General features: G+C 50.3%; 16 protein-coding genes. 9 read left to right on the forward strand and 7 right to left on the reverse strand.

Features of this window, described 5'->3' with window-relative positions; all coding sequences use genetic code 11:
* Window positions 1–98 precede the first annotated feature (98 nt).
* Both BLW37_RS14900 and BLW37_RS14905 read right to left on the reverse strand, forming a co-directional pair.
* Window positions 99–524, reverse strand: coding sequence for a CBS domain-containing protein (locus tag BLW37_RS14900; RefSeq protein ID WP_091344484.1), 426 nt, complete (start codon window positions 522–524; stop codon window positions 99–101).
* Between the two features lie 67 nt (window positions 525–591).
* Entirely contained in the window at window positions 592–1488 is an 897-nt protein-coding gene (locus BLW37_RS14905; RefSeq protein ID WP_091344291.1) for an EamA family transporter, read from the reverse strand.
* 200 nt (window positions 1489–1688) lie between these two features.
* Between BLW37_RS14905 and BLW37_RS14910 the strand changes: the two genes are divergently transcribed.
* A complete protein-coding gene (locus tag BLW37_RS14910; protein WP_091344294.1) occupies window positions 1689–2672 on the forward strand; it encodes an AraC family transcriptional regulator in 984 nt (327 codons plus the stop codon).
* Window positions 2673–2690: 18 nt separating this feature from the next.
* On the opposite strand, the gene BLW37_RS14915 is transcribed toward BLW37_RS14910, so the two are convergent.
* Entirely contained in the window at window positions 2691–5171 is a 2481-nt protein-coding gene (locus BLW37_RS14915) for a TonB-dependent receptor domain-containing protein (protein ID WP_091344297.1), read from the reverse strand.
* 152 nt (window positions 5172–5323) lie between these two features.
* The gene (locus BLW37_RS14920; protein WP_091344299.1) at window positions 5324–6082 is read right to left on the reverse strand and encodes an acid phosphatase; all 759 of its coding nucleotides are present in this window, start codon (window positions 6080–6082) and stop codon (window positions 5324–5326) included.
* 354 nt (window positions 6083–6436) lie between these two features.
* On the opposite strand from BLW37_RS14920, the gene BLW37_RS14930 reads away from it, so the two are divergent.
* A complete protein-coding gene (locus BLW37_RS14930) occupies window positions 6437–6757 on the forward strand; it encodes an Mpo1-like protein (RefSeq protein ID WP_091344303.1) in 321 nt (106 codons plus the stop codon).
* On the opposite strand, the gene BLW37_RS14935 is transcribed toward BLW37_RS14930, so the two are convergent.
* From BLW37_RS14935 to BLW37_RS14945, 3 genes are read right to left on the reverse strand one after another with little or no spacing between them, the layout of a single operon-like run.
* The gene (locus BLW37_RS14935) at window positions 6758–7186 is read right to left on the reverse strand and encodes a CBS domain-containing protein (RefSeq protein ID WP_091344306.1); all 429 of its coding nucleotides are present in this window, start codon (window positions 7184–7186) and stop codon (window positions 6758–6760) included.
* A 26-nt stretch (window positions 7187–7212) separates the two neighbouring features.
* The gene (locus BLW37_RS14940; RefSeq protein WP_091344309.1) at window positions 7213–8337 is read right to left on the reverse strand and encodes a PilT/PilU family type 4a pilus ATPase; all 1125 of its coding nucleotides are present in this window, start codon (window positions 8335–8337) and stop codon (window positions 7213–7215) included.
* Between the two features lie 9 nt (window positions 8338–8346).
* A complete protein-coding gene (locus BLW37_RS14945; RefSeq protein WP_091344312.1) occupies window positions 8347–9399 on the reverse strand; it encodes a type IV pilus twitching motility protein PilT in 1053 nt (350 codons plus the stop codon).
* Window positions 9400–9428: 29 nt separating this feature from the next.
* Between BLW37_RS14945 and BLW37_RS14950 the strand changes: the two genes are divergently transcribed.
* The 7 genes from BLW37_RS14950 (at window position 9429) to BLW37_RS14980 (ending at window position 15696) form a co-directional block, all read left to right on the forward strand.
* The gene (locus tag BLW37_RS14950; protein WP_091344314.1) at window positions 9429–10127 is read left to right on the forward strand and encodes a YggS family pyridoxal phosphate-dependent enzyme; all 699 of its coding nucleotides are present in this window, start codon (window positions 9429–9431) and stop codon (window positions 10125–10127) included.
* Window positions 10120–10935, forward strand: coding sequence for a pyrroline-5-carboxylate reductase (gene proC / locus BLW37_RS14955; protein WP_245785755.1), 816 nt, complete (start codon window positions 10120–10122; stop codon window positions 10933–10935). Before BLW37_RS14950 ends, proC begins: the two co-directional genes overlap by 8 nt.
* Window positions 10936–10965: 30 nt before the next feature.
* Window positions 10966–11508 carry a YggT family protein gene (locus BLW37_RS14960; RefSeq protein WP_091344317.1) on the forward strand — a complete coding sequence of 181 codons (543 nt, stop codon included), beginning with the start codon at window positions 10966–10968 and terminating at the stop codon, window positions 11506–11508.
* A gap of 157 nt (window positions 11509–11665) precedes the next feature.
* A complete protein-coding gene (locus tag BLW37_RS14965) occupies window positions 11666–12082 on the forward strand; it encodes a DUF4426 domain-containing protein (RefSeq protein WP_091344319.1) in 417 nt (138 codons plus the stop codon).
* Between the two features lie 6 nt (window positions 12083–12088).
* A complete protein-coding gene (locus tag BLW37_RS14970) occupies window positions 12089–12697 on the forward strand; it encodes an XTP/dITP diphosphatase (protein WP_091344322.1) in 609 nt (202 codons plus the stop codon).
* 2 nt (window positions 12698–12699) lie between these two features.
* Window positions 12700–13836, forward strand: coding sequence for a radical SAM family heme chaperone HemW (gene hemW, locus BLW37_RS14975; RefSeq protein WP_171907647.1), 1137 nt, complete (start codon window positions 12700–12702; stop codon window positions 13834–13836).
* A gap of 6 nt (window positions 13837–13842) precedes the next feature.
* The gene (locus tag BLW37_RS14980; protein ID WP_091344329.1) at window positions 13843–15696 is read left to right on the forward strand and encodes a DUF885 domain-containing protein; all 1854 of its coding nucleotides are present in this window, start codon (window positions 13843–13845) and stop codon (window positions 15694–15696) included.
* The last annotated feature ends 127 nt before the right edge of the window (window positions 15697–15823 follow it).

Genomic DNA, 15823 nt, shown 5'->3' on the forward strand with positions numbered 1-15823 from the left:
CGCCATTAGACAGCGCTGTCATTTGATCAAATGATAAACAATACCCAGATTAAATCCAACATATTTTGTTGAAATATTAAGCTATCCTTGGTTGCTATTTAACTTTCAAGCAACTGACCAGCTAAGCGCACAAAGTCTGATGACGTTAAAATCCCCAGCAGTTGCTCGTTTTCATCCACTACTGGCAGGCAACCATGCTTATTTTTTAAAAAATAACTGATGACTTCAGCCAGCGACTGCTGTGGCTGCACGGTCGCAAAGTCGGTATCCATCAGCTCACCAATAATTTGCTGTTTTTCTTTGCGCTCCAGCGCACTGGTGCCGTATTTAGCCAGCAGCCCCATCACGGTGGCAATCATCTTTTTTTGCGTTAACACACCAACCAGCTTGTCTTGTTCATCCAGCACCGGGATATGGCGGATATTTTTAGTACGCATCAGGTCATGCGCATCTTTGAGCGTTTGGTCACGGCGAACAAAAAGTGGGTTGGCGGTCATCAGCTCAGCCACATGTTTTGCAGTCATCATTCAAGCTCCCTAAGCATCCCAGTCATCAGCATAGCCAAATTAGCACAGACTTTCCCGAAGCAGATCAAACTTTTGCTTCTTCTGCTACACCACTCGCCTTTTTGTTTGTTGTTTTAGTCAGACTGCTACCAAGGGAAGCGGTGATCACCATGGCAATCGCCAGCCACTGCCAGAGGCTGAGAAATTCCGACAGCAACAACAAGCCAGCCATAGCAGCGACAGCGGGCTCTACACTCATCAGTACACTAAAGTTTTTCGAAGGTAAACGCTTTAGTGCCACCATTTCCAGAGAGTATGGCAGCGCACTGGACATCACCGCCACCAGCAGCGCGAGCGGCAGGATCTGCCATTGAAATAAGTCGGCACCGGCACTAACTACCCCAATGGGAAAAAGATAAAGTGCTGCTATGGTCATGCCCAGCGCCACCGTTGCCCCCCCAGGCGCCAAATTACCTGCTTTTTGACCAAACAAAATATAACCAGCCCAGCAACCTCCGGCGGCCAGTGCCAGCATCACGCCAACCGGGTCCAGCGCATCAGCACCGCGCATATCCGGCATTAACAAAAGGACTCCAGCCAGCGCAAAAGCCACCCAAAGCACATCCAGTTTGCGCCGTGAGGATAACAAGGCAACTGCCAGAGGACCGGTAAACTCCAGCGCAACGCCTACCCCCAGAGGAATCCTTTCAATCGCCATGTAGAACAAGATATTCATACCACCGAGACAACCACCATAAATAATCAGCGCTTGCCATTGGCGTCCTTGCGGCCAGTGCCGCCACGGCCTGAATACCAGCCATAAAATCAGGGCGGAAAAACCAACCCGCAGAGCGGTGGTCCCTTGCGGACCAATGACCGGAAAAAGTTGTTTGGCGATGGAAGCTCCGGATTGAATGCAGATCATGGCCAGCAGTACACTAACGATGGCAACAAGTAAGGTGCTCAGCTCGGTCTTTTGCATGTATTCATGATCTCAGAGACGGAATGACGAGAAAAGGGACATTATACTAAACTTCCGTTGTCAACACGGTATGGTTTTAGCAAACATTTTGGCTCCCCCAGTGTTTTGAAGACTTTCTTTAGCTTAGCAGGTACTGCGTCTTTCATTTTGCAACTACTTATGTTGTATTAGCTTTAAGCCTACCGACAAGGTAATACTATATGCTGACAACGTCTTCCTGGTGGCTAAAAAATATGGCGGAAACGTTTCTCTGGCTTGGACTACCGGCCAGAGATTTATTTGAGCAAGCCAATATCCCGTTCCGAACCCTGGAAAATGCCTCCAACCGTTACCCACAAGACAATGTGACCCAATTGTGGAAATTGGCCGAGCAAGCCAGCAAGGATGTCAGTATCGGCTTAAAAGCAGGCAACAACCTGAGCATCAGTACCATCCCTGTGGTTGGCTTTGCCTTGCTGGAGTGTCAAAACGCAGAGGCAGCCATGGAGCTGCTAATCCGCTACCAAAAGGCCATTGGGGATACATCGAGTGTCAAACTACTCGCCAGTTCGTCATCACAGGCCCAGCTGTTATTCGAGCTGAATGCCGATGGGCGTCCACTGTCCAGGCACAGTTATGAAGCTGCGATGGCATTTAGCATCAAGTTGGCTCGAACCATCAGTGGGCATGAGTGGGCACCCTTGCAGGTCCAACTGATGTCAGCCCAGCCAGATGAGCAAACTGCACAACTTCACCGGACGATTTTTCACTGCGATGTCCTCTACAATCAATCCAATTACAGCCTGATGTTTACCAGGGAAATAAATACCAGACAAACCAGGGCCTACCTTCACCAGGCACAAAACAGCGATCATCGACCGCTGACCCGGCTCATCCAGTTGATGTTGGAGGAATCCTTACCATCCGGTGAAGTGAAGCGGGAGTTTTTCGCCAAACGACTGCATATCAGTGAAAAGACTCTACAACGTAAACTGCAAGGTGAAGGGAGTTGCTTTACCGATTTAGTGGATGAGGTGCGAAAAGCGCGTAGTGCAGCATTGCTGACAGCTTCGCATCTATCCATCACTGAAATTGCCTTTCTTTGTGGTTTTAGTGAACTGAGCGCTTTTCATCACGCCTTTAAGCGCTGGTTTCAGCAAACACCAGGGCAATACCGGCAGCAAAACGCAAACAGGGCTGACTAACCGCCAGCCCTGCCTGTTTTATTCAAAGTTATAGCGAAACTCAAGACCAAGTTGTCTTGGCTGACTTTGGTAACAGCGTGCCATGGAGTCACCTGTTGTCGGGTCCACCAGACCTAAGGTGGTATTCAGTGGTTGATAGGTCACTGCCTGACAGTACCCCTTATCCAACAGATTTTTTGCAAACAGCGTGAGATCCCATGCACCTAAATCATCAGAAATACCAAGACGAAGATTCACCAGGCCATAACCAGGGCGCATGGTTGAAGGGTTATTATCCGTTACCCCAGAAGGCCGACGCTTGCCAAGGTACTGATACTCGCCCCGTACAAACCACTCTTTGTTTTGACCAAAATAATCTCGCCACTCCATCGAGTTGGAAAATTGCCACCGGGGCGAAAAGTTATTCGGGGTTCCTGTTAGATCCTGCTGTATATTGGAAGGAAAGCCGGGCAAGTTGGTACCATCCCTGTAGTCCAGAAACTTGGAATCCAGATAACTGCCACTCAACATAACAGATAAGTTATTGGTTGCGTAAAGATTAGCATCCACCTCAACCCCTTGCTGGCGAAGCTCAGCAGCATTTAAAACCACGAAAGTCACACCATCAAACCGGCGATCCTGAAAATTTTTAAGGTTGGTACGAAACAGGGTTGCGTTCACTGTACCTAAGCCTAAAAACCAGGACTTGAATCCCCACTCCAGGTTGGTAACCGTTTCAGAGTCAAAGACTCGCTTGTCCCCCAGCACTTCGGAGCCAGACTCGGTATTAAAACCACCACCTTTGTACCCGGTGGAGGCAGTCAGGAAGGTCATAAAGTCATTGGTTGGCGCATAACGCAGAGTGGCCAGCCAGGTCACTTGATCGTCTTTAAATGCAAGCTCAGAACTTTCATTCACCCGAAGGTTAATGCCAAAGGGATTTGTGGCTGTGCGCGGGCCGGCAATATTGTTTCGGACATCATTGACGAAGTAGCCTGTTTTATCATCATTGGTGTAACGCACCCCGACAATGGCAGATACCTGGTCTGTGATATCATAGGTTCCTTGCGCAAAAACCGACATACTTTTCACATCCTGAGAAAAATTACTCAGAATCGCCTGCGTCTGGGGTCCATTTAAACAAGCTCCAGCCGCTGCTCCCGCGGTATTTAGCGCATTACCAAAGGCCGTTGCTGTATCGACCCCACCGGACAGGTTGGCTCTAAACACTGTATTCCAGACATTGTTGTGTAAGGCCAGGGAACAAAAGTCCGCCCCCAAATTAAACCACTGATCAATATCGTATGATTCCTGATAGTAGTAGAGTCCGGCAACATAGTTAAATGGGCCATCGAATGAAGAGAGCAATTGAAGCTCCTGCGAAAAGGTTTGTGCTGCATAGTCAGTCACCCGGGGCAGCAATTCTGCAGGTAAGCGAATGGGCGTTTCATAGGTGAAGTTATTCCACTTTCGCATGGCAGTGATGGAGCGGTAGCTGTATTGCCCGTGATCCCAGGCTACATCGAGCGACAACCCCCGCTGTTCATCCACTGCATCGTCCTCGTGGATCTGATTTAATCTGCGGTCAAACTCATTCGACACATTGGGGAGCGGTCCGGTAAAGCCATTAACCAGTTTATCCGGCGTTATCTCCGGATCCAAAATAAACGAAATCGCACTCAAATATCTCGGCTGCACAGAGTCTGCAATCACACTGCTGGCACTGCCATTATTGTTAATTCGCTTCCAGTCAGCCCGCAAACTTGCATCCGCTTTCCCTATTGGAAAAACCAGCGAGCCTCTTACCCCAATGTCCTGCCAACGTCCAATATCCGTTTCAGAATATTCGCTATAGGCAAAGCCATCTTGCTTGGAGTAGTGCATCGACATTCGCCCAGAAACCGATTCATTTAAGGCCCGGTCCAGGGTAACTCCGCCATAACGCAAAGAGTCCGAGCCAATGCCAGCCCAAACTCTGGTGGTATTATCACCAGCGGCTTTTGCGGTGCGTATATTCAATGCGCCCATGGAGGCATTGCGTCCAAACAAGGTTCCCTGAGGGCCCCGCAGCACCTCCACTGCCTCAATATCTTCAAGCTTGCCAACAATAGCCCCAGGCCGTGGAATATAAACACCATCAATAAAAACAGCGACGCTTGGTTCCAGGCCATTCGAACCGGACGTCCCTACCCCACGGATGGCAATGCGGTTACTCGCTACCTGGCTGGAACGCGTCAATGTCAGGTTTGGAACATAGGCGCCTAACTCCTGCATATCGGTAATACCTGCCCTCTCAATAAAGTCCGCACCGTAAGCACTCATTGCAATGGGTACTTCCTGTATACTTTCGGTTCGCCTGGTGGCTGTAACCTGTATCACCTCTACTTGCTTGGCTTCATCTACTTCTTCAATTTGATCTATCGCTTGTCCTAGAGCTGCGCCTGAAACCAGAATTACAGACAGAGCTGACATATACGTATAATTATGTTGCACTTGCTTTCTCCTTTGAAAGTTCTGCATGCTCGCTTTGCTACCACTAAGTAGGTAAAGCAAGTACAACCCTAGTCAGTCCACGCACTATAATCTTGGTTTTAAAGTGCGATTTATTGCTTCAACAGGACTTTACCGATCACCAAGGCCAAAGAGACAACGCCAAGGGGGTCTCATGGATGTCAGAGCACACCAGGAATCCGTTGGGAAAGTGCTGCTGCTTCAGCCGCACAATCCCGGTTTGGCCCTGAATTTTTTGCACGGGCCCTCGCCAGCTCTTGTCGCGCCACTTCGACGTCCTCACGGAACTCAGGTACAGACTGCAGTCGCGCAACAGTTGCCGCCCCCAAATGACGCCCCTGCAGGATGTCGCTTAGCCAGTGCACATTGCACACCAATCGACTCTCGCCATAACTTCTGCCACGCATCAGCACAGCATCGGTAGAGTCAGGTGCAACTTCAGCCAGTACCAGTGCTGCTGCCCACCCCAGTGCTGTATGACCTGACGGGTAGGAGCCACTGCGAGGTCCACGCAACTGATCTTCATCGTCCGGCGAACAGGTACTCTGTTTCAGCGCCATAAAAGGACGTGCCCGGCTGTAATGGAACTTGGCTGCATTGGTGGAGTTGACAGCATCCATCATGGTTCGCTGCAACAGTTGGAATAAACGGGGGGTATCCTCAGCCGTGATAGCTACCCCCAATGCGCAATCAAAAGTGCCAAGCGCATGAGCACGATCCAAGTCAGCATCACTTGCCGCCAACTCCCAACGAGGAGAACCACGCAATGCTTTTGCATCGAGCTGGATTTGTTGATCCAAAGCAAAAGCAGCAGAGTCTCCAGCCGGGTAAGGAGGCAACAGTGCCATGCTGCTTGGAAGCTCATCCTTGGTCAGATAGCCAACAAAATAGCCTGGCATGGCTTCTGGCACATCGCGCATGCCTATCCGCTCACCGGCTGGTGCCTCGGATGGCTTCGGTATCTGAGTACAACCCGATAAGATGAATGCAGCTAAAATGCAAACAAAGGATATTTATAATAATGTTGCACTTTCTTTCTCCTTTAAAAGTTTTGTAGGCTTACTTTATCCAGCCGGAGATAAAGCTCATGCAACACTAATCAGTCTCTGGATTCTCGTCTTGGCTTTAAAGTGCGATTTATTGTTTCAGCAGGACCATTTCAAACGACTGAAGCATCCATGCGAACAAAACATTGTCCTCAGACATCAAGCAAAAACACCGAATAGCTAGTAAGCTGTCATCAATAATTCATCAAAAAATGTTAGGTGTCAGCTATGACAACAGCCCACAAAGAGAAGAGGTTCGAAAGCTTCAAAGAATTTTATCCGTTTTATTTGCAGGAGCATTCAAACCGGGTGTGTCGCAGGCTGCATGTGGTAGGTAGCACCCTGGTGCTGCTGGTGTTGTTTACTGCGGTGTTAACTAGTCAATGGATTTGGTTATGGGCCTTACCGGTGTTCGGTTATGGCTTTGCCTGGGTCGGTCATTTCTTTTTTGAGAAAAACAAGCCGGCGACCTTTAAGTACCCACTTTACAGTCTGCTGGGTGATTGGGTGATGTATAAAGATGTGCTGACAGGGAAAATCCCCTGGTAATCAGGCTTTGGTTGCCTGTTTTGGCTGCAGGGCAAAACGCAACACATCCTTCCAGGACACAATGCCGAGCAAACGCTGTTCAGAATCAACCACCGGCAAGCAGCCGATGTTGTATTGCAACAGCAAGTTAGCTGCATCTTTGATACTGGTTTTATCGTTGACGGTAAAGACCGGTGACGTCATCACATGCCGCACCTTGCGACTGCGGATGTAATTCTCGACACTGGTTTCAAAAGCAGAGTCCATCACCGGGCTGAGCGCCCGGAAATAGTCTTTCACTGAAATAATACCTTGCAACCGACCCGAACTATCCACCACCGGCAGGTGTTGAAACTTTGCTGCCGAAAACACTTCGCGCAGCGAGGATAAACTGGCATCCTCGGTAGTAGTCAGCACTTTGCGGCTCATAATAGCACCAATCCTGCTCATAGCCCTCCTAAGCATAAACCGGATGCTTAAGCATCCGGTTTATCAAAGCCTTCGATGGTGACGCCGGACAATAAACCAGAGCCACGGGTATCGTTGCTGCGCAGTTTGATCATTAGACGCAGATCATTCGGTGAATCAGCATGGTGCAGTGCATCGGCATAGCTGATTTGACCACGCTCGTACAGGTCGTACAGCGCCTGATCAAAGGTCTGCATGCCAAGCTCACGCGATTTCGCCATCAACGCTTTGATTTCCCCGACCTGCCCACGGGAAATTAAATCCGCTACCAGTGGCGAGTTCAGTAAGACCTCAATGGCAGCTACCCGGCCGGTCCCATCCGCTGTAGGCACCAACTGCTGCGCCACAATAGCACGCAAATTCAACGATAAATCAAACAACAGCTTCTGATGCATTTCTTTCGGCACCAGGTGCATGATACGATCAATGGCCTGGTTGGCATTGTTGGCGTGTAAGGTAGCCACACACAAGTGACCGGTTTCAGCAAAGGATAATGCATACTCCATGGTTTGCATATCCCGCACCTCACCGATCAGAATCACATCCGGTGCCTGACGCAACGAGCTTTTTAACGCTGCGGAAAAAGACTCGGTATCGATGCCGACTTCTCGCTGAGTAATAAGGCTTTTATGGTGCTCGTGCACAAACTCAATGGGGTCTTCAATAGTCAGAATATGGCCCTTGGCATTGCGGTTACGATAGCCCAGCAGCGCCGCCAAAGAGGTAGATTTACCGGTACCAGTACCACCAACAAAAAGCACCAACCCTCGTTTGGACATAATGATTTCTTTTAAAATAGGCGGTAAACCCAGGTCGTCGGCATTAGGAATATCCGTTACAATGCGCCGAACCACCATGCCAGCCTGATCACGCTGCCAAAATGCCGATATCCGAAAACGACCAGCCTGATTGGCGATAGCAAAGTTACACTCTTTGCTGGTAACAAACTCCTGCTTCTGCTTTTCCGTCATCGCCGACACTACCAGCTGAAAAGAGTCGTCTTCCGATAAAGGCTGTTCAGCAATGGGCAACAATTCACCATTAATTTTAGCGGCCACCGGCATGCCTGCCGTGACAAACATATCCGAGGCACCTTTATCCACCATAACTTGCAAAAATTCGGTCAGTTGCATACGGTCTCCTTACATCCGCCCCATGGTACCAAAGGTGTTCTTATCCTGCGCTTTGCTTTGAGCATCTTTTTGCGACACCATGCCACGATTCACCAGATTGACCAGACACTGATCCATGGTTTGCATACCGTGCGAAGCACCGGTCTGGATCACCGAGTACATTTGAGCAATTTTATCTTCCCGGATCAGGTTACGGATGGCGGGTACCCCTATCATAATTTCATGGGCTGCAACCCGGCCGCCGCCAATTTTTTTCAGCAGGGTTTGCGAAATAACGGCCCGCAACGACTCCGAGAGCATGGAGCGAACCATGTCTTTTTCTTCACCTGGGAACACATCAATGATACGGTCAATGGTTTTTGGTGCCGAGGTGGTGTGCAAAGTACCAAACACCAGATGACCAGTTTCCGCTGCAGTCATCGCCAGTCGGATGGTTTCCAGATCCCGTAATTCACCAACCAGAATCACATCGGGATCTTCCCGCAACGCCGAGCGCAGCGCATTGCTAAAGCTATGAGTGTCGCGGTGCACTTCCCGTTGGTTGATCAGCGACAATTTATTCTGATGCACAAATTCTATCGGATCCTCGATGGTCAAAATATGATCGTGGCGCGTGGTATTGATGTAATCAATCATGGCCGCCAAGGTGGTACTCTTACCCGAGCCCGTTGGCCCGGTAACCAACACCAGGCCACGTGGATTTTCCGAAATCGTTTTAAAAATATCCGGCGCTGCCAAATCATCCAGTGTTAGTACATCGCTTGGAATAGTACGAAACACGGCGGCCGCACCACGGTTTTGTACAAAGGCATTGACCCGGAAGCGGGCCAGATTCGGCACTTCAAAAGAAAAGTCCGTTTCCAGATTTTCTTCGTATTCTTTTCGTTGCTTATCAGTCATAATTTCATACACAAGGGCATGAACTTCTTTATGATTCAAGGCAGGAATATTGAGTTTTCGGACATCGCCATCCACCCGGATCAGTGGTGGAACCCCGGCAGACAGGTGTAAATCCGATGCTTTGTGTTGCACACTAAATGCCAGTAACTCAGTAATATCCATGACAATTCTCACTTAGTACGATTGAATGTATGAATACCATAGCAGAACGCTTGCAAAGCGCCTACCAACAAATTGCACAGCAATGCACTAAGCTTGGTTCAAACCCGGCTGATGTGCAATTAATTGCGGTGAGTAAAACCAAGCCGGATGCCGACATTTTGTCCGCCTATCAAGCCGGACAACGCCATTTTGGTGAAAATTATCCGCAAGAGATGGCTGAAAAGGTTGCCGCACTGTCGCAGTTCAAGGAGATCTGTTGGCATTTTATTGGCCCTTTGCAATCAAATAAAACCCGGCTGGTGGCAGAGCATGCGACCTGGTGCCATAGCCTGGACCGGCTCAAAATTGCCAGTCGCCTGTCCGCACAACGACCTGAGTACTTGCCCCCCTTGAAAGTATTGCTGCAAGTGAATATCAGCGGCGAAGTGAGCAAAGCGGGCATCAGCCCGGACCACGTCATCCCATTGGCAACAGAAGTAGCAGCTCTGCCGGGTCTTGAACTCAAAGGGTTGATGGCAATCCCGGCTCCCACCGAACTAAAACCGGTTGAGCCTGCATTTGCCCGTATGCAGCAATTAAGTCAGGTGCTTAGAGCCAACTTTCCCCAGGCAAGCGAACTGTCGATGGGGATGAGCGATGACTGGCAGTTGGCTCTAAAATATGGCGCAACTATGATACGATTAGGTACCGCAATTTTTGGCGCAAGGAATTATGAAAGACATGAATGACAACATGGTTGCCTTTATTGGTGCCGGTAATATGGCACGCTGCGTGATTGCAGCCATGGTCAAATCGGGTTATCCGGCCAGCAATATCATTGCCAGCAACCGCACCGAACCTAAACTAAAGGCTTTAGCCGCCGATTATGGCATTCAGACCACGCTGGATAATCTGACTGCCGTGCAAAAAGCCGATGTCATTGTGCTGGCGGTAAAGCCGCAAATGATGGGCGATGTCTGTGGGCAACTGATTGAGCAGGCACCTGAAATTAAAGAAAAACTCTTTGTCACCGTAGCCGCCGGTTTACCGGTTAGCCGTTATGAAAGCTGGCTTGGCGAAGTACGTTTAGTACGCAGCATGCCCAATACCCCATCCCTGGTTGGGCTGGGCGTGACCGGCCTTTTCCCCAGCCGCTGCTCCAATTACGAAAAAGCCTTTGTCGATGCTATGTTCAAAGGCACCGGCATGACGGTTTGGTTAGACAACGAAGCTGAGATCGATCATGTGATTGCCGTCACTGGCAGTTCACCCGCTTATTTCTTCTACTTCATGCAAGCTATGCAACAAGAAGCCGAAGCGTTAGGCTTTGCCCCGGAGCAAGCCAAAAAAATGGTGGCACAAACCGCTTTGGGTGCAGCTACCATGGCACTGGAAAGCGAGCATAGCTTTGCCGAATTGCGTGCTCAGGTGACCTCCAAAGGCGGTACTACCCATGAAGCGGTCACCAGCTTTGCCAGTGCCGGTTTGGAGCAGATGGTCAGCCAGGCCATGCAGGCCGCCATTCGCCGGGCCCGTGAGATGGCGCAGACACTTTGATTGATAGGATAAAAAACTTTTGGGGACGCTATGAATAACGCGCTGTTGTTTTTAATCAATACCGGCTTTAACCTCTACCTGATGGTGGTGGTGCTCAGACTTTGGTTGCAGTTGGCCCGGGCGGATTTTTACAATCCTTTCAGTCAGTTTATTGTGAAAGCAACCAATCCCTTGGTTTTGCCTTTACGCAAAGTGATCCCCAGCCTTGGACCGCTGGATACCGCCACCCTGGTGCTGGCCTGGCTGGTAGCTGTCATTAAGATGTTGCTGTTGCAACAACTGCTGTTAGGCGGCATAGCCCCAGGCCATGCCCTGGTTGCCGGCGTGCTGATTCTGCTGAAAGAAAGCCTTAGCCTGATGTTTTGGATTTTGGTGATCCGAGCCATTCTAAGCTGGTTCAGTCAGGGGCGTAATCCGATTGAACAGGTCATGCACCAGCTGACAGAGCCTTTGCTGCGTCCGATCCGCCGGGTGATCCCGCCCATGGGAGGGCTGGATTTGTCGGTGCTAGTGGCGCTGATTGCGCTGCAATTTGTGCAAATTCTGCTGGGCGATCTGTTGCGGGGCTTCTAGGCCACCGGCTGCCGTGCTCCTGCTGCCGGATTGACTATACTTACTCTATTCATTGCCATCGTAAAGCGGCACAGATTACCGTTTTACGATGGGCTCGAACCACTGTGAACACCCTACTGTGTCCACAGCACTGTTAACTTATTTAATGAGGTGTGCGATGAAATTCTGGCTTGCCTGTCTTTTGAGTCTGCTGGCCTGGTCGGTTCAGGCAGAACAAAAACAAACCCTGGGGCCCTGGGATGTGCATTATCTGGCATTTAATGCCACTTTTTTAACCCCGGAAGTGGCCCGCAGTTACGGCATCGAACGAAGCCGTTTTACCGGCATTGTGAATCTATCGGTACTAAGCAGCGAGGATCAGAGTGCTCAGCAAGTGAATGTCACCGGCACAGCCCGTAACTTGCTTGGACAACAACGTACCCTGCGTTTTCAGCAGGTACGGGATGGCGCTGCGATCTATTACTTTGCTCCGCTGACCATTCGTAATGAAGAGTTATGGCGCTTTGATATCCAGCTGCAGCAAGGCAATGAGCAGCAGCGTTTGCGTTTTGAACACACTTACTACATTGATTGAGACCCCATGAAACAACTTGTTTTAGCCACTGGCAATCAAGGCAAAGTGAAAGAGCTGGCTGCCATACTGGCTCCTTTTGCCTGCACCGTAAGCCCACAAAGTGAATTTAAACTGACCGACGCTGATGAGACTGGCCTTAGCTTTGTTGAAAATGCCATGATCAAAGCACGTCATGCCGCGCTTCATACAGGTTTGCCCGCTATTGCCGACGATTCTGGCCTGGCTGTCGATGCTCTGAAAGGCGCGCCTGGGATTTATTCGGCCCGCTTTGCCGGCGAAGGGGCCAGCGATGCTGATAATGTGAACAAACTACTGCACGCACTCAATCAGGTACCGACGCAACAGCGGCAGGCGCAGTTTCATTGTGTGCTAGTGTTTATGCGCCATGCCGAAGATCCGACGCCTATCATCAGTCATGGTAGCTGGCAGGGCATCATCCACCATCAGCCGCAAGGCCAGGGTGGCTTTGGTTACGATCCGGTGTTTTTTCTGCCAGAGCTCAATTGCACTGCTGCAGAGCTTCGTAAAGAGCAAAAACAACAACTAAGTCATCGCGGTCAGGCGCTGCGCCAGCTGCTAGGCCAGCTGCAACAACAGGGGTACCTGTTCTCTTGAGCCTGCAACTGCCCCCCTTATCGCTGTACATCCATATTCCCTGGTGCATCCAAAAATGTCCTTACTGCGACTTTAACTCCCATGCCGTCAAACAGGGGGTTCCGGAGCAGGAGTACATCAGCCATTTGCTGGATGATTTAAATCTGGATTTAGCATGGGTGCAGGGACGTGAGATCCACAGTATTTTTATTGGCGGCGGCACCCCCAGTGTGTTTTCAGCCGCCGGTATTGCACGATTGCTGGCTGGAGTACGCAGCAGCGTGCAACTTGCTAATGCCTGTGAAATTTCCATGGAAGCCAACCCAGGTACTTTTGAAGCCGAACGCTTTGCCGGTTATGTTGCTGCTGGTGTCACCCGTTTCTCTATCGGTGTGCAAAGTTTCCAGCAACAGCAGCTGACCGCTTTAGGTCGCATTCACAACAGCGAAGAAGCCAGCCGGGCTGCCAGGCTGGCAGCTGAGTTACCCCTTCGCAGTTTTAACCTGGATCTGATGCATGGCTTGCCTGGCCAAACGCTTACCGATGCCCTGGCCGATTTGCAACAAGCCATTGCTTTAAACCCGCCTCACTTGTCCTGGTACCAACTGACCATTGAGCCCAACACCGCCTTTGCCTCAAGGCCACCGATTTTGCCTGAGGATGAACTGCTGTGGGAGATCCAGGAGCAAGGCCATCAATTGTTGCTGGCAAACGGTTACCAGCAGTATGAAACCTCGGCCTATGCCAAAGCTGGCCATGCATGTCAGCACAACCTGAATTATTGGCGCTTTGGTGATTATCTGGGCATTGGCTGTGGGGCCCATGGCAAAGTCACCCTAGCAGACAAGCAGGCGGTGCTACGCACAACCAAAGTCAAACACCCTAAAGGCTATATGGATTTAAGTCGTCCTTACCTGGATGAGCAGCGGCTGGTAACTGCAGATGAATTGCCATTCGAGTTTTTTATGAACCGGTTTCGATTACTGGAACCCTGCCCCGTCAACGACCTTACCGCACGCACCGGCCTACCGGTCGAAAGTGTCTCGGCAGCCTTGCAACAAGCCTCTAAGCTGGCATTGATAAAGCAGGATGAACAACACTGGCAAGTCACCGCCAAAGGTGCCCGCTACTTGAACGACTTGCTGAGCCTATTTATTTGAGGAACCATGATGACAACCCCATTTCGCCTGACTAGTTTAGCCCTCGCCATCAGTCTGAGCGTGCTGACTGGCTGTGAACCGGCCAATCAAAGCAGCAACGCGGCCAGCGCAACGAGCAGCAGTCAGCAAAGTAGTCAACTGACTGAATCACAACGTGCCAATGCTATCTTTGAGCAAATTTTTGACGAGGAGCTGGCGACCAACCCGCTGCGTCAAACTCAACTGGGCCTGAAAACCAACAATGATCGCTGGCAGGATCTCTCGGAACAGCGCCGTCTGGCCGACTTGGAACTGACACGCCAGCATCAGGCACTGCTGAGCAGCATCGATAGCTCGGCACTCGACGCACAAAGTTTACTCAGCTATCAGTTGATGACGCAACGACTGCAACAACAGCTGGATAATGACCGCTGGCACTTATACAGCTATCCGGTCAATCAGATGCGAGGCGTCCATACCACGGTGCCCGTCACCTTGTTGAACCAGCACCGGATAGACAATGAACACGATGCCAAAGCCTACATCAGCCGGCTGAACGCTGTGCCCACGCTGTTTGCACAATTGATTGAACAGCTGGAGAAGCGCGCCGAAAAAGGCATCATCATCCCTCGCTTTGTTTTTCCTTATGTGCTGAATGACAGTCGGAATGTGATCAGTGGTGCCCCTTTTGATGATGGTGACGATAACCTGATCTGGGCCGACTTTCAGCGCAAAGTGGCGGCTTTGCCTTTATCAGCAGACGAACAACAACTGCTGCTGAATGAGGCCGAGCTGGCCTTGATCACCAGTGTAAAACCGGCTTACCAGCAACTGATGACTTATTTAAAGCAGCTGGAACAACGCGCCGGGGATGAAGATGGCGTCTGGCGACTGCCTGATGGCCAGGCTTTTTATCAACATGCTTTAAACCGCATGACCACCACCCATCTAACTGCCGAACAAATCCATCAAATTGGCCTGGATGATGTTGCACGTATTCACCAGGAGATGCGCCATATCATGCAGCAGGTAGAATTCAGTGGCTCGCTGACTGAGTTTTTTGAGTTTATGCGCACTGATCCACAATTTTACTTCCCGGATACCGATGAAGGACGCCAGGCATACCTGCAACAGGCCACCGACGTCATCGACCATATGCGGACCCGCCTGGATGAGTTATTCCTAACCCAACCCAAAGCCGAGATGGAAGTAAGAGCGGTAGAGCCATTTCGTGAACAATCAGCTGGAAAAGCTTTTTACCAACGGCCATCGATGGATGGTAGCCGGCCAGGCATTTACTACGCCAATTTGTACCGGATGAGCGATATGCCGATCTATCAACTGGAAGCTCTGGCCTACCATGAAGGTCTGCCCGGTCATCATATGCAACTGGCCATTCAGCAAGAGCTGGAAGGGATCCCGCGTTTTCGCCGCTTTGGTGGTTATACAGCCTACACCGAAGGCTGGGGACTTTACACCGAATTGCTGCCTAAAGAAATCGGTCTGTATCAGGATCCCTACTCCGACTTTGGCCGGTTAGCGATGGAGCTGTGGCGCTCTGCCCGGCTGGTGGTCGATACAGGCATTCACCACAAAGGCTGGAGCCGTGAAAAAGCCATTGCCTATCTGGTTGAAAATACTCCAAATCCGGCTGGCGATGCGCAAAAAGCCATAGAGCGTTACATCGTCATGCCGGCACAAGCCACCGCCTACAAAATCGGCATGATCCGTTTGCTGGAGTTGCGTGAAAAAGCGATGACACAGCTCGGTGAGGATTTTGATATCCGCGAGTTCCACGATGTCGTGCTACGCAATGGCGCTGTACCGCTGGATGTGCTGGAAAAACTCATTGATGCTTATATTGCTGATAAAAAGCAATAACGGCATAAACCATTCTGTAAAGGCGGGTGAAAACCCGCCTTTTTTTATCAATAATCGCTTGGCCTGAGCCTCAATTCCGTTTATAACATAAATGAAGCCTAAGGCATGGAATGTAATCGTTAATTTC

Source organism: Alkalimonas amylolytica (assembly GCF_900107845.1).
Lineage (GTDB): Bacteria > Pseudomonadota > Gammaproteobacteria > Enterobacterales > Alteromonadaceae > Alkalimonas > Alkalimonas amylolytica.